Raw genomic sequence first — 13,626 nt, 5'->3', positions numbered from 1 at the left:
TATGCATAATAAATTTTAATAGAAAATAAATTTATACTTTTTTAAAATAATACTATATTTGTTTTAACATTAAACAGCTAACAAAATTAAGGATGGACATTAACTTTTCAACAGCAACTTTCAAGGATTTCGAAAATATTCCGGGCTTCGATATGATGGAGCGTGCAGACATTTACTACGACTTTCTGGAATACATGAAATCAAACGGACGGCATCACTACAGATTGCAGAATAACACAGGATGCAGTTCTGTGATGAATGTAGGGACTCACAATGTAACAAGAGAATTTGTAAGCTTCGTTACAAGTGATTATTTAGGGTTTACACAGCACCCGAAAGTAAAGCAGGCAGCTATTGAAGGAGTAGAGAAATACGGAACCGGAACAGCGGCAACACCACTTATCGGAGGGTATTATTCTTACCACAACGATTTGGAGGCTAAAATTGCGTCTTTTTTTGGACGTTCTCAGGACGAAGCCGTAATTTTTACAACAGGATACACTACAAACAGTGCGACTTTACAAATCCTGCTGCAGAAAGAAGATATTGCGATTGTAGACATGGCAGTTCATGCAAGTGTATATGAGGGATGTATTCTTACCAACAGAAAAACATTCCCGCATAACAATCTGGAGGCTTTGGAACAGATTTTGAAAACATCGGAAAAGCAGTTTCGTACAAAGCTCGTTGTAATAGACGGTGTCTATTCTCAGGATGGCGATACGGCTCCAATTGAAGAAATTTATAAATTAGTAAAAAAATATAACGCCTACCTGATGATTGATGATGTTCACGGGGTAGGCATTTTAGGAAAAACAGGAAGAGGAACCATTGAAGATACGGGACTTTTGGACAAAGTAGATATTATTACCGGAACATTCAGCAAAACATTCGGTAATCTTGGAGGATATGTTATCGCGAATAAAAGTCTTACCAATTTTATAAGATTCCAGTCCAGACAGCAGATATTTTCAGCTACCACACCTCCTTCCACGGCTACAGGAATTATAAAAGCCATTGAGCTGATTGATGAAGAACCACACTGGAGAGAAAAACTCTGGGAAAACATCAATTACTTTAAAAAAGGACTTAATGATCTGGGACTGGATACCGGGACTACGTGTTCTGCAGTTGTTCCGGTGAAAATCGGAGATCCGCATATCACAGGCGACGTAGGACGAATGCTTCTTGAACACGGAGTATATACAAATCCTATTATTTATCCTGCCGTAGCCAGAAAAGATGCCCGTATCAGGATGAGTGTAACGGCAACACATGATAAAGAACATCTTGATAAAACCCTCAATGCCTTTGAGGATATCAATAAAAAGTTGCATATTGCAAAAAAATAAATAACAAATGCCAAGAAAAGTTGTACAGGGCCCTATACGGGACAAAGAAAAAACAAAACAAAAATTGCTTGCTGCTGTTGGAAAAATCCTGAGAACCAAAGGGTATTCAGGGTTGAAAGTGAGTAAAATAGCAGCAGTGGCAGGCTTTGATAAAAAATTAATTTACGAATACTTCGGAAGTACCGAAAAGCTTATCGACGAATACATCAGATCTCAGGATTACTGGAGCAAAATGAACCAGGATAATATCCATGTGGATTTTTCAGACGGAGGAAAAGAACTTTCTAAAGTTGCCATTCTTAACCAGTTTGAGCACATCAAGAAAAACAAAGAACTTCAGAAGATTATTCTTTGGGGATTATCTGAAAGTAAGCCGATCCTGAAAAAAGTAGCCGATGAGAGAGAAGAAATGGGAGAAATGCTTTTCACGAATATTGTAGATCCGCATTTTAAGGATAAAGCTACAAGATATCGTGCCATCGCAGCACTTCTGGTTTCCGGAGCTTATTACCTTAACCTTTATACAGCACACAATGCAAGTGTATTCTGCGGAATAGACCTGAAAAGTGATGAAGGAAGAAAGGAAATAGAAAAGGCGATTACCGAAATCATCGATTTTGCTTACGAAGAAAGATAATATGGGAAAAATTTACTGTTGTCAGGATAGAGTTATTTTAAAAGTAATTTAAAAGGATTTCATTTTTAAATTACAACAATATTTCTTATTTTTGACCAATGGAAAATTTTATCGTATCTGCACGAAAATATCGCCCGCAGCAGTTTGATACTGTTGTTGGGCAGTCTCATATTACGGATACTTTAGAACACGCTATTGAAGAAAATCAATTGGCTCAGGCACTGTTGTTCTGTGGTCCTCGAGGAGTAGGGAAAACTACCTGTGCCAGAATTCTGGCGAGGAAGATCAATGAAAAAGACGGATCTGTTTCGGAAGACGGTTTTGCCTACAATATCTATGAGCTGGATGCTGCATCGAATAATTCTGTGGACGATATCAGAGAATTGATCGATCAGGTACGTTTTGCGCCTCAGGTTGGTAAATATAAAGTGTATATTATCGATGAGGTTCATATGTTGTCTTCTGCAGCCTTCAATGCTTTCCTTAAAACACTTGAGGAACCGCCTGCTCATGCGATTTTTATCTTGGCGACTACCGAAAAGCATAAAATTATTCCTACCATTTTATCCCGCTGTCAGATCTATGATTTCAAAAGAATCGTAATTGAAGACATTCAGGGACATCTTAGAAATATCGCTCAGAAAGAGAATATTCAGTATGAAGATGATGCTTTATACCTTATTGCCCAAAAAGCAGACGGCGCTTTAAGAGATGCACTTTCCATCTTCGACAGGCTTTCCACGTTTTCCCAAAAGAATATTACACTCGCAAAAGCCGCAGAAGTCTTAAATATTCTGGATTACGACCAGTACTTAAAAATTGTAGATTTAACCAAAGAAAATAAAATTCCCGAAGTTCTTTCCGCTTTCAATGAAATTGTGAAAAAAGGATTTGATCCTCATATTTTTATTGCAGGATTGGGAAGTCATTTCAGAGATCTGATGATGGCGCAGAATACTTCAACCATTGATCTGATAGAAGTAGGAGAACAGACCAAGACAAAGTTTGTTGAACAGGCCCAGAAATGGAATCCTCAACAGCTCATTGATGCTATTGAGATTTGCAATCATGCAGACATCAATTATAAAAATTCCAAAAATCCAAGACTTACGGTAGAAATTGCTTTAATGCAATTGGCTTCTTTGACGGCTAATTCAGACGTTGCTAAAAAAAAAAGTTTATAATTCTGGCTCCGTTTCTCAGTGAGAAGCAGGAAGTAAAAATCCCCGTAAAACCTACGGAAACTAAGGAACAGAAACCTAAACAGGAACAACCCTCTGAAAGTCCGGAACTTCCCGTTGTCACAGAAATCAAAAAAACCTCGAAACCTTTGTCGCGACCCGGAATTTCTTCAGGTTTCAGCATCAGTTCTTTTTTAAACAAAGAAGAAACAACTGTTGTAGAAGAAAAAGTTGTAGCCAAAACAGAACAGCTTCCCCAAAATCATTTTACCGAAACAGATCTTCAGGCAGAGTGGAATTTACTGCTCAAGCAGCTCCAGAGAAAAGATGCCATTATTTTCAATGCCATTAAATCTTTCAAAATGATAAAATCGGGAGAAAATGAAATTACCGTTTTGTTTCCTTCGGATTCTGCAAAAGCTGAGTTTGATAAAGTAAGCCGCGAGTTTTTTAATCATTTTAAAACGAAAGTTCACAATCATTCCATTCAGGTTGCATATAAAAGAGATGCCGAAAATCTGAAAGTAGAAGTAATGACTCCAAGAAAGAAGTTCGAAAAGTTTGTTAAATTAAATCCTTTGCTGAAAGATCTTGATGATCTGATGAAATTTGATTTAACATAATTCTTGTTCTTTAATAATTTTTTTCCTACAGAAAAATCTTTAAGAAAAAGTTTCACAATTTTTATTTTAAAAAAATAGGGTACATGAAACTCTTTTTTAAATAAAATTTATATATTTGTCAGATAATTGAAAAACAAAACGCAGCTTTTTCAGTTAAAATGTAAACCGAAAATCTAGAAATAGATAGTTTATTTTGGAAAAATTAATAAAGTCATATCAATCTGTATTTGCTCCTGCTGAATTCTTTAGCGGGCAATTTGGCTTTTCTTTTCCTTATTTTAGAAATTTCAGAACGTATTATCGATTTTATTATTGGTACTGCTAGTATAAATTTCTTTCAAAAAAATCTACAGGAATTATAGATTTCTTCTTATTTCCTGATTCCTTTAAAAAATTTTAACGGCATTTTTTAGAAAGAATTATAAAGTAATTTTATAATGCTTTTTTGTGTTTGAATATGAACAATAACGATAATAGTAAAATTAAAAATATGAATTTAAAAGACTTAAAAAACGAATGGATTAATGAATTCCAGCAGCCCATGATGATTGCAGGACCATGCAGTGCAGAAAGTGAAGCACAGATGCTGGAAATTGCAAAAAGAATCAGGGAAACCAATGCCAATGTTCCGGTTTTCCGTGCAGGAATCTGGAAGCCGCGTACAAAACCGAACGGATTTGAAGGAGTAGGAGTAATCGGTCTGAACTGGCTTAAAAAAGTGAAGGAAGAATACGGTTTTAAAACAGCGACGGAAGTTGCCAATGCACACCACGTTTTTGCAGCTTTGGAAGCAGATGTAGACATTCTTTGGATCGGGGCGCGTTCTACGGTAAATCCTTTTACCGTTCAGGAAATTGCACAGGCATTGAGAGGAACAGACAAAACCGTGTTGGTGAAAAATCCGGTAAATCCGGATCTTGCGTTGTGGATCGGAGCTTTGGAAAGACTTTTAGGTCAGGGAATTACCAATTTAGGAGTTATTCACAGAGGATTTTCTACGTACCAGAAAACAAAGTACAGAAACAATCCGAACTGGCAGATTGCCTTAGATTTTAAAAGTCAGTTCCCGAATATCCCGATGCTGATCGACCCTTCACACATCTGCGGAAACAGAACTGGTTTGGCAGACATTACGCAGGAAGCTTTAAACGTAGGTTACCAAGGAGCCATTATAGAAACACACAGCAATCCGGATGAAGCTTGGAGTGATGCTGCACAACAGATTACACCGGAGGTTCTGGCAGAATTAATCGGGAACTTAAAGGTGAGAAATTCCGGATTGGCAGGATTTGAAGGAGAAATGGGAAGACACAGAACGTTAATTTCTGATATAGATTTTCAACTGATTGAAATGCTTGCGCAGAGAATGAAAATTTCTGAAAAAATCGGAAAGCTTAAAAAAGAAAATGATATTGCCATCTTCCAGCCGGAACGTTGGAAAGAAATTACGGAATACGCAACTCAAAAAGCTGTTGAGACCGGAATGACGAAAGAATTCATAGAAAAAGTATTCAAAGCGATCCACGAAGAGTCTATCGAGGTTCAGAACAGCATTATGATTAACAGGTAATCTGGTTTTAGAGTCAGAGAGTTTTAGAGTGGGAGAGTATTAGAGTTGGAGAGTGAAAAAGTAATTGGATGACTTTTATAAAAGCTCTCCGGCTCTAAAACTTTAAAAACACTCAAACTAAATTTCCTATATTTGCAGCATCTTACAGTATGAAAGGAAAAATCATTAAATCTACAGGAAGCTGGTATCAGGTTTTGGAAATGGAAACCGGGAAAATCTTCGAAGCAAGAATTCGCGGAAAATTTAAATTGATTAAAACAAGGCTTACCAATCCGCTTGCTGTTGGAGATTTTGTAGAATTTCAACTGGAACAGGATGATATCGCATGGATTACAAAGATCGAATCCCGCAGAAACTATCTCATCCGAAAATCTGTAAACCTTTCAAAAGAAGCACACATCATTGCTTCAAATATCGATCTTGCCTGTTTTATTTTCACATTAAAACATCCTGAAACTTCCCTTGGATTTCTAGACCGTTTTCTGGCGTGTTGCGAAGCCTACAATATTACTCCGCTGATTTTATTCAATAAAATTGATGTTCTTCATGAAGAAGAAATTGAGATCGTAAAAGATATTGAGTTTCTTTACAATGAAATTGGCTATGATGCTCTGGAAATTTCTTCCTATTCAAAATTAAATCTGGAACAGCTTCAGGAATTGCTGAAAGATAAAACATCTGTTTTCTTCGGACATTCAGGTTGTGGAAAGTCTACTTTGGTGAATGCTTTGCAGCCGGGACTTAATTTAAAAACATCTGAAATTTCCGATACGCATCTAAAAGGTAAGCACACGACAACTTTTGCACAGATGCATTTCTGGGATTTTGGCGGAAACGTAATTGATACTCCAGGAGTTCGTGAATTTGCCATGATCGACATCGAAAAAGAAGAGGTTCAGCATTATTTTCCGGAGATTTTCAAAAAAAGAGAAGAATGCAAATACCACAACTGTCTTCATATCAACGAGCCGAAATGCGCGGTAATCGATGGTCTGGAAACCGGAGAAATTCAGCATTCAAGATATTCTACCTATATTAAACTTATGGAAGAGGCGGAAGAAGCTTCTCAAAAATAATTTCTATTTTCCGGAAATTTCTTCGTTATTAAAGTAAACTTGTCTAACTTTTTACCGTAACAAAGCAGCCTTGTCTTTGCTGAACCTTTGCGAACCTATGCATAAAATTAAGCATTACGATTAATTATGGATAAACAAAAGTTTTAATGATGAATTTCTCGTGTGAAAAATTTCTTACTCACCGAATAAGTTTTCGAACTATTTTAACCCTGCATTAAATTCCAAATTCCGGATGAACAAAGTTTAATATTTGGAATGGAAAATTTAAATTGTTGTTTAATTCTTATACAATGGCGAAGTTAGGCGTAGTTTTTGGGGAATTACGGGCAATAAAAAACCCAGCCGAAGCTGGGTAAAAACTAATAACCATGAAAACTCAAATTAAACATGAGAATCATAATAGAATCAACAATTACTGTGCCAAAGTTTCGTTCATAAAACCTTAACAAATGTTATTTTTATGTTAAAAATATTTTAAAATTAAAATCAAAAGAATTTTTTGTATTTTTGCGCCATTAAAAAAATATACATTTATGTCTAACATTACATTCACTATGATTAAGCCAGATGCAGTTGCAGACGGACATATCGGTGCTATATTAGGAAAGATCGCAGAAGGTGGTTTCAAAATCAAAGCAATGAAATTGACTCAACTTACTGTTGCAGATGCAAAAAAATTCTATGAAGTTCACGCTGAAAGACCATTCTACGGAGAATTGGTAGATTTCATGAGTTCTGGACCTATTGTTGCTGCTGTTCTTGAAAAAGACAATGCAGTAGAAGATTTCAGAACTTTAATCGGTTCTACTAATCCTGCTGAAGCTGCAGAAGGAACAATCAGAAAAATGTTTGCAAGAAGCATCGGAGAAAACGCTGTTCACGGTTCTGACTCTGACGAAAACGCTCTTATCGAAGCAAAATTCCATTTTTCAGGAAGAGAAATTTTCTAAGAAAAATCATTTCAAAATAAAAAATCCGGAGAAACTTTCTTCGGATTTTGTTTTTTATAGATTGCTTTCAATTGCGCCAACTTTTTCACGGTATAATTCGAGCGGTTTATCAAGAAGAACCGCAATAACTGTTAGGTTTTTATCCAGTTTTTCTTTGGGTACATCAATATAAATAATTCCCGGAACCTCACTCCAGTAAAGCTTATTGTATATTTCATGGCTTAATAAAGTTCCTTCACCCACAATCCGGATTCGTGCAATTTCGTTTTTAATACCTTTTAAAGCGATCGGTCCAGTCGGAATTCCTTCCACAAAAAGATAAAGGGTCTGTCTGTCTTTGGAAAGTACGGAGTTTCCTGAAAAATGACCTTCTGGAAGTCCTTTTTCGGTTTCATAGATTGCTTCTGCGTGTTTGCTGATCCAGTTTAGAATTTCGGGATTGGTTTTGCCGGTTTTGGGAAGTTTCATTTCCATTCCGTCCTCTGTTAAACCTGAATTTTTGAAGATGTTGTTTCCCGAATGAAGCTGTTCTGCAATTTCATAGACTGCCAGTTTCGTATTCTTATTTTCTAAAGATTCAGGAAGAGATAAATTGGGCTTATCATTTTGTACTCTGATCATAGGTTCGTCAATCGATATTTCAACAACAGTTACGTCCTGATCAAATTTTACATGGGAAAAATTGAAAGTGAAATCTCCATTACCGTTACTTTTAATATCAATTTTCGCTTTATCGTCACCAAGAATTCTGGCAGAAATAGTATTGGTCATTAAACCATATATTTTTACAAAGTCTTTGGCTTCTTCAAGATAGAGAAATATTTTTTTCCGGTCTTTAGAAAATGCAGATTTTCCTTTATAATTGTCGAATGGCAAACCTCGTGTTGTTCCATAAATGGCTTCGGAATTTTTTGTTGTCCATCTTGCTAAGTTCTTTAAAATTTCAACCTGCTGTTCCGGAATGGTTCCATCTCCTTTCGGACTAATATCCAACAATAAATTTCCGCCCATATTAATCACATCCGCCAAAGTTCTTACGATCATAATCGGAGTTTTGTAGTGGTTATCGAAGGGCTGAAATCCCCAGGAATCATTCATGGTGTAGCAAAGTTCCCAGTAATTGCTTTGAGGCTTTACCACAGGAATTCCCTGTTCCGGAGTTTCGTAGTCTCCATGATTTTTCAATCTTGAATTAATGATGATATCCGGATTGAATTTTTTCAGATTTTCCAAAGTTTTTAGAGCGCGCCATTCTTCTGATGAGTGTTCCCAATCTCCGTCGAACCACAGAAGATCAGGTTTCAATTGTGAAGAAAGTTCATTTAATTGATTCTGATAATAGGTGATAAAATTTTCCCAGCGTTTCGGATCATTTTTAATTTCGTAACGTTTTTTTGTTCGGGTATTGATGTCGTAATAAGGATGGCTCCAGTCGGGAAGGGAATAGTAAAGTCCGGTTTTCAGGCCTGAATTTTTTAATGCAGAGATAAACGGAGAAAGCACGTCTTTTTGGGCTAAGGAATTTTTAGGAATGGTGGTCGATTTTTCAGCTTTTGAATCCCAAAGGGCAACACCATCATGATGTTTTGTGGTAATCACGGCATATTTTGCGCCGGAATTTTTAATCAGCTTTACCCAATCATCAGGTTTGTATTTTGCAGCCGAAAAACCATTGAGCTGTTTCATGTAATTTTCATGGCTGATATAATTATTGAAAAAAGCCCATGATTCCGGAATTCCGTTTACAGAATAAATTCCCCAGTGAATAAAAATTCCGAGTTTGGCATCCTGAAACCATTCCATTTTTTGATTTTCCTGTGGCTGATTCTGCGCAGGATATTTTCCTGAAAATAAAACCAGGCCTAAAGACAATATGCCGATTAATTTCCCTTTCACGTTTTTTCTTTTTGTGATCTAAAAATACTTAAAAAGAACTTCATAGAGCTCCTGTATTTATTATTAAACTTGTTTAAACTAATTTCAGAATTAACCACAAAAGGCACAAAAGACAATGTTAAAGCGAATTTCAATAATAATCAAAGCGCTCAAAAGAATAAATATCAAAGATTTTTAAAAACTATTGTGAACTTTTGCGGTTAAATAAAAAGTTTAAACAGACTCATTGAATGATTTAAACCTTCCTGTTCTTCGGGGTTAAGTAAAAATACCGAGATTAAAATTCCGTGTTTTTACGGATGTTTTTGTCCTCATTTATTGCCATCTTTACATCAGCATTAGAGAAGGAAAATTTAAGCATTAAACTCTTCAAAACTAATAACCATTAAAGGCTCAGATTTTCATTAAGAAGAAAGGCAACTCAACGGAGTTGCCTTTTTGTTTGTATTTAAATAAAATTAAATTTTCAGTAATTCGATGGTTCTTTCCGGATTTTCTGCTGAGAAAACTGCATTTCCTGCAACCAGAACATCGGCTCCGGCTTCGAAAAGCTTAGAGGCGTTGTCGATATTTACACCACCGTCAATTTCAATTAATGCTGTTGAATTGTTGCTTAAGATCAGGTCTTTCGTTTCCGCAATCTTCTTGTAGGTATTTTCGATGAATTTCTGTCCTCCGAATCCCGGATTTACACTCATCAGCAAAACAAGATCTACGTCTGCAATAATATCTTCCAGCATCAGAACCGGAGTGGAAGGATTTAAAACAACACCGGCTTTTGCACCCAGACTCTGAATATGATGAATAGTTCTGTGAAGGTGAGTACACGCTTCGTAATGCACCGATACAAGATCTGCTCCGTGATTGATGAATTCTTCCACATATTTTTCAGGTTCTACGATCATCAGATGCACATCTACAAATTTTTTGGCGTGCTGCTGAACGGTTTTCATTACCGGAAATCCGAACGAAATATTCGGAACAAATCTCCCGTCCATTACGTCTACGTGAAACCAGTCTGCCTGAGAATTGTTCAGCATTTCGATGTCTCTTTGCAGATTCCCGAAGTCTGCGGATAAAAGGGATGGAGCAATAAGCTTCGTTTTCATTTTTACTTTTTACTTTTAACTTGTCTCTTTTTACTTCTGTTAATGATACTTCAGTTTCATTTCCGGCTGAATTCTCAGAAGTGTTTCGTAGATCAGTTGGATCACATTTCCTACGTCTTCTTTGGAAACCATTTCCACTGTGGTATGCATATAACGCAAAGGTAAAGAAATTAATGCACTCGGAACGCCGCCGTTAGAATGTGCGAAGGCATCTGTGTCTGTTCCCGTAGCGCGGCTCGCTGCTGCTCTCTGGAAAGGAATTTTCTTCGTTTTTGCGGTGTCGATAATTAATTCTCTGATGGTGTGATGAATGCTTGGTGCGAAGAAAACCACCGGTCCGTCTCCGCATTTCTGGTCACCTTCTTTTTTCTTTTCGATCATCGGAGTGGTAGTATCGTGGGTAACGTCTGTCACGATCGCAATATTAGGTTTGATAGTATCTGCAATCATATCTGCTCCATACAAACCTACTTCTTCCTGAACGGAATTGGTAATATACAATCCGAACGGAATTGTTTTTTTATTTTCCTTTAAAAGTCTTGCCACTTCAGCAATCATAAAACCACCGATTCTGTTGTCTAAAGCTCTGCAGACAAAATAGCGGTCATTCATTTCGAAGAATTCATCGGGATAGGTAATCATGCAGCCTACATAAATTCCCATTTCTTCCACTTCTTTTTTGGAAGTTGCACCGCAATCGATGAAGATGTTTTCAATTTTTGGAGTCGGTTCGTTCTGGTTGGCTCTGGTGTGGATTGCAGGCCATCCGAAAACGCCTTTTACAATTCCGTTTTCACCGTGAATATGGACCACTTTGGACGGAGCGATTGTCTGATCAGAACCTCCGTTTCGGATCACGTAGATCAATCCGTCGTCTGTAATATAATTTACATACCAAGAAATTTCATCTGCATGTGCTTCAATCACTACTTTAAATTCCGCTTCAGGATTTATGATTCCGTAGCAGGTTCCGTAATGATCCACTTCAATTTTGTCTACATAAGGCTTAATGTAATCCATCCAGATCTTCTGTCCCTCGTGTTCGTAACCAGTCGGAGATGAAGTGTTTAAATATTTTTCTAAAAATTTTAAAGATTTCTTTTCAAATTTCATAAAAAGGAATGATTTTTGCGTTCAATTTTTGTTCTAATACGCGTAAAAATAATGAATTTTAGTAAGATTATTTGTCTTTTTCTCTTCTTTTTTGGAGTCAGTATTTCGGCTCAGAGGGATTCCGTCATTGCGAAACCTTTAAGTCAGTACCCTGCAGAACTTTTGAAAACAGACGAATTCGGCAATAAATATTTCTATGATGAAAGGCAGAAAGCAAGAATCTATGAAATCAACGGGGAAACTGTGGTGGTAATGGATGAGCTTGTTTTGCTGAATAAACCGAAATTCAATAATCAGCTGGATCGGAACTATTATTATTTCTTAAATAAAAAGCTTTATAGAGTATATCCGTTATTTTTAACTGCTTTACAGCAATACAGAGATATTCAGGGAGAAATGACCAACATGGACAGTAAGGCAAAACGAAAATACATCAGAGACCGACAGAATATTCTAGCCGACCAGTATGAAAAACAGCTCAGAGATCTTACGACAACAGAAGGACAGGTCTTTGCCAAACTGATGAACAGAGCAACCGGAAAAAATGTCTATGAAATCATTAAAGAACTAAGAGGAGGATGGAGTGCTTTCTGGTGGAATGTAAAAGGAAAAATGGCAGATATTGATATTAAAGATCCTTACGATCCGCACAAAAACAGAACCGACGAATATCTGGAATCCCTGCTTCAATCTAATTGGAATTCTGGTTATCTTCAGCCTTATTCCGGAGCGAGCAGTTTTAAAGTCTACAAATAATATCAATCATAAAAAATTCCTGTAACGATATTACAGGAATTTTTCTTTTAATTTATCAAAAACAATCTTGTCGATGGGTAATGGAAACGGATTGTCCGGTCTGTCGATCTCGATCCATTCTGTTTTTTCAATGCAGGGATCAAGAATCAGGAAATCGCCTTCGTTAATGATGTTTACAATATAATATATGGTAAGCAACTGCTCATTTTCTCTGAAACGCGAAACTAGAAAATCTTCCTGCGTATAAAAATGTTCTACAACTTCTATTTTCACATTCAGCTCTTCATCGAATTCTCGATGCAGACAATCTATTAATCCTTCTCCAAACTCCAGTCCGCCACCCGGAAATTTCATTAAAGGTTCACCTGCATATTCTTCAAATAAAGTAAGAACTTTTTTATCTTTTACTGCACAGGCATAAACTCTAATGTTGATCTTATCTATCATATATAATAATTTGTATAGCTAATTTAAGGAAATTTGTCGGATGCCGGAAGATAGGAGCTGGAGGTTTACGACTAATTTTAATTTTTTTAAAGCTATTTCCCGCTTAATAAGTTATAAATTCAAAATTTTACAGACCATAAAACACACAGTAGTAAAACCTCCATCTTCCAGCCTCAAGCTTCCATCTTCCTTCCTTACAACTTCACTGCATTAATCATCTCTCTTTTTCCCGGAGGTCCCTGCTTTTTTTCAACGTTAAAATTCAGTTCCTGAAGAATTCTTCTCACGCTTCCTTTCGAAGAGTAGGTTGTTAATAATCCGTTAACAGCCATTTTATCAGCAACCATTTCAAAAAGGGGCTTTTCCCAAAGATCGGGCTGTACTCTTGCACCGAAACAATCGTAATATACCAGATTTATTGAGGGTAAATCGATATTCTTCAGATCAAAAAAATCACATTCTATCTTTTTTAAGTTGAAACCACTAATGATTTCTTCTGATTTTTCCCATTCTGCCAGATGAATTTTTTGATAAATATTTCTGAATTCGGAGTTATCGAAGAGCTCAAAATAGGCTAAATCGTTAATTTCCGATTCATTTATGGGGTATTTTTCAAGGGTAAAATAGTTGATGATATGATTTTTGTCAGTTTTTAAATATTCATTAATTGTTACCAAAACATTCAAACCTGTTCCAAAACCGAGTTCTAAAATATTAATTTCGTAATCATTTATCAGATTTAATCCATTTTTGATAAACACGTGTTCGGCTTCCTGTAATGCACCATGGTGTGAATGATAGTTTTCATTTAAATCATTGATAAACAAAGTTTTACTTCCGTCGTTTGTGGTCTTAATTTCTCTTTTCAAGCTATTTTTTTACAAATTTACTCTAAAATTTTTATATTTAGAAAATT

General features: G+C 36.3%; 13 protein-coding genes. 8 read left to right on the top strand and 5 right to left on the bottom strand.

From position 1 onward, the window contains the following. Positions 1-92: 92 nt before the first annotated feature. The 7 genes from BW951_RS03020 (at position 93) to BW951_RS02985 (ending at position 7,389) form a co-directional block, all read left to right on the top strand. Positions 93-1,352, top strand: coding sequence for an aminotransferase class I/II-fold pyridoxal phosphate-dependent enzyme (locus tag BW951_RS03020; protein ID WP_076390430.1), 1,260 nt, complete (start codon positions 93-95; stop codon positions 1,350-1,352). A 7-nt stretch (positions 1,353-1,359) separates the two neighbouring features. Then, positions 1,360-1,989, top strand: coding sequence for a TetR/AcrR family transcriptional regulator (locus BW951_RS03015; RefSeq protein WP_076390429.1), 630 nt, complete (start codon positions 1,360-1,362; stop codon positions 1,987-1,989). Between the two features lie 98 nt (positions 1,990-2,087). After that, the gene (dnaX, locus tag BW951_RS03010; RefSeq protein WP_076390428.1) at positions 2,088-3,173 is read left to right on the top strand and encodes a DNA polymerase III subunit gamma/tau; all 1,086 of its coding nucleotides are present in this window, start codon (positions 2,088-2,090) and stop codon (positions 3,171-3,173) included. A 146-nt stretch (positions 3,174-3,319) separates the two neighbouring features. Continuing rightward, a complete protein-coding gene (locus tag BW951_RS03000; protein WP_084196344.1) occupies positions 3,320-3,793 on the top strand; it encodes a hypothetical protein in 474 nt (157 codons plus the stop codon). Positions 3,794-4,283: 490 nt separating this feature from the next. Next, positions 4,284-5,363, top strand: a complete 1,080-nt coding sequence (locus BW951_RS02995) for a chorismate mutase (RefSeq protein WP_076390562.1) — start codon at positions 4,284-4,286, stop codon at positions 5,361-5,363. A gap of 149 nt (positions 5,364-5,512) precedes the next feature. Then, positions 5,513-6,439, top strand: a complete 927-nt coding sequence (gene rsgA / locus BW951_RS02990) for a ribosome small subunit-dependent GTPase A (protein ID WP_076390426.1) — start codon at positions 5,513-5,515, stop codon at positions 6,437-6,439. 533 nt (positions 6,440-6,972) lie between these two features. After that, complete coding sequence (locus BW951_RS02985; RefSeq protein ID WP_076390425.1) at positions 6,973-7,389, top strand: nucleoside-diphosphate kinase; 417 nt, start codon at positions 6,973-6,975, stop codon at positions 7,387-7,389. 54 nt (positions 7,390-7,443) lie between these two features. Here the strand turns inward: BW951_RS02985 and BW951_RS02980 are convergent, their stop codons facing one another. The 3 genes from BW951_RS02980 to chrP all read right to left on the bottom strand — a co-directional run bounded on the left by BW951_RS02980 (position 7,444) and on the right by chrP (position 11,507). After that, on the bottom strand, positions 7,444-9,285 hold the full coding sequence (locus BW951_RS02980; RefSeq protein ID WP_076390424.1) for an alpha-L-fucosidase: 1,842 nt from the start codon (positions 9,283-9,285) through the stop codon (positions 7,444-7,446). 458 nt (positions 9,286-9,743) lie between these two features. Next, positions 9,744-10,394 (bottom strand): ribulose-phosphate 3-epimerase, encoded by a 651-nt coding sequence (rpe, locus tag BW951_RS02975; RefSeq protein ID WP_076390423.1) that lies wholly within the window; start codon positions 10,392-10,394, stop codon positions 9,744-9,746. A gap of 39 nt (positions 10,395-10,433) precedes the next feature. Beyond that, on the bottom strand, positions 10,434-11,507 hold the full coding sequence (gene chrP, locus BW951_RS02970; protein WP_076390422.1) for a chryseobasin maturation metalloprotease ChrP: 1,074 nt from the start codon (positions 11,505-11,507) through the stop codon (positions 10,434-10,436). Positions 11,508-11,558: 51 nt separating this feature from the next. On the opposite strand from chrP, the gene BW951_RS02965 reads away from it, so the two are divergent. Beyond that, positions 11,559-12,263, top strand: a complete 705-nt coding sequence (locus BW951_RS02965) for a DUF4294 domain-containing protein (protein WP_076390421.1) — start codon at positions 11,559-11,561, stop codon at positions 12,261-12,263. 30 nt (positions 12,264-12,293) lie between these two features. Here BW951_RS02965 and BW951_RS02960 read toward each other — a convergent pair whose 3' ends face one another. Together BW951_RS02960 and mnmC2 are read right to left on the bottom strand one after the other, a co-directional pair. Beyond that, positions 12,294-12,710, bottom strand: coding sequence for an NUDIX domain-containing protein (locus BW951_RS02960; RefSeq protein WP_076390420.1), 417 nt, complete (start codon positions 12,708-12,710; stop codon positions 12,294-12,296). A gap of 194 nt (positions 12,711-12,904) precedes the next feature. After that, the gene (mnmC2, locus tag BW951_RS02955; protein ID WP_076390419.1) at positions 12,905-13,579 is read right to left on the bottom strand and encodes a tRNA (5-methylaminomethyl-2-thiouridine)(34)-methyltransferase MnmC2; all 675 of its coding nucleotides are present in this window, start codon (positions 13,577-13,579) and stop codon (positions 12,905-12,907) included. Between the last annotated feature and the right edge of the window lie 47 nt (positions 13,580-13,626).

It is taken from the genome of Chryseobacterium gambrini (genome assembly GCF_900156825.1).
In the GTDB taxonomy this organism is placed as follows: domain Bacteria; phylum Bacteroidota; class Bacteroidia; order Flavobacteriales; family Weeksellaceae; genus Chryseobacterium; species Chryseobacterium gambrini.
The sequence above is the reverse complement of the archived record's forward strand: the minus strand, read 5'-3'. Positions and strand labels throughout refer to the sequence as shown.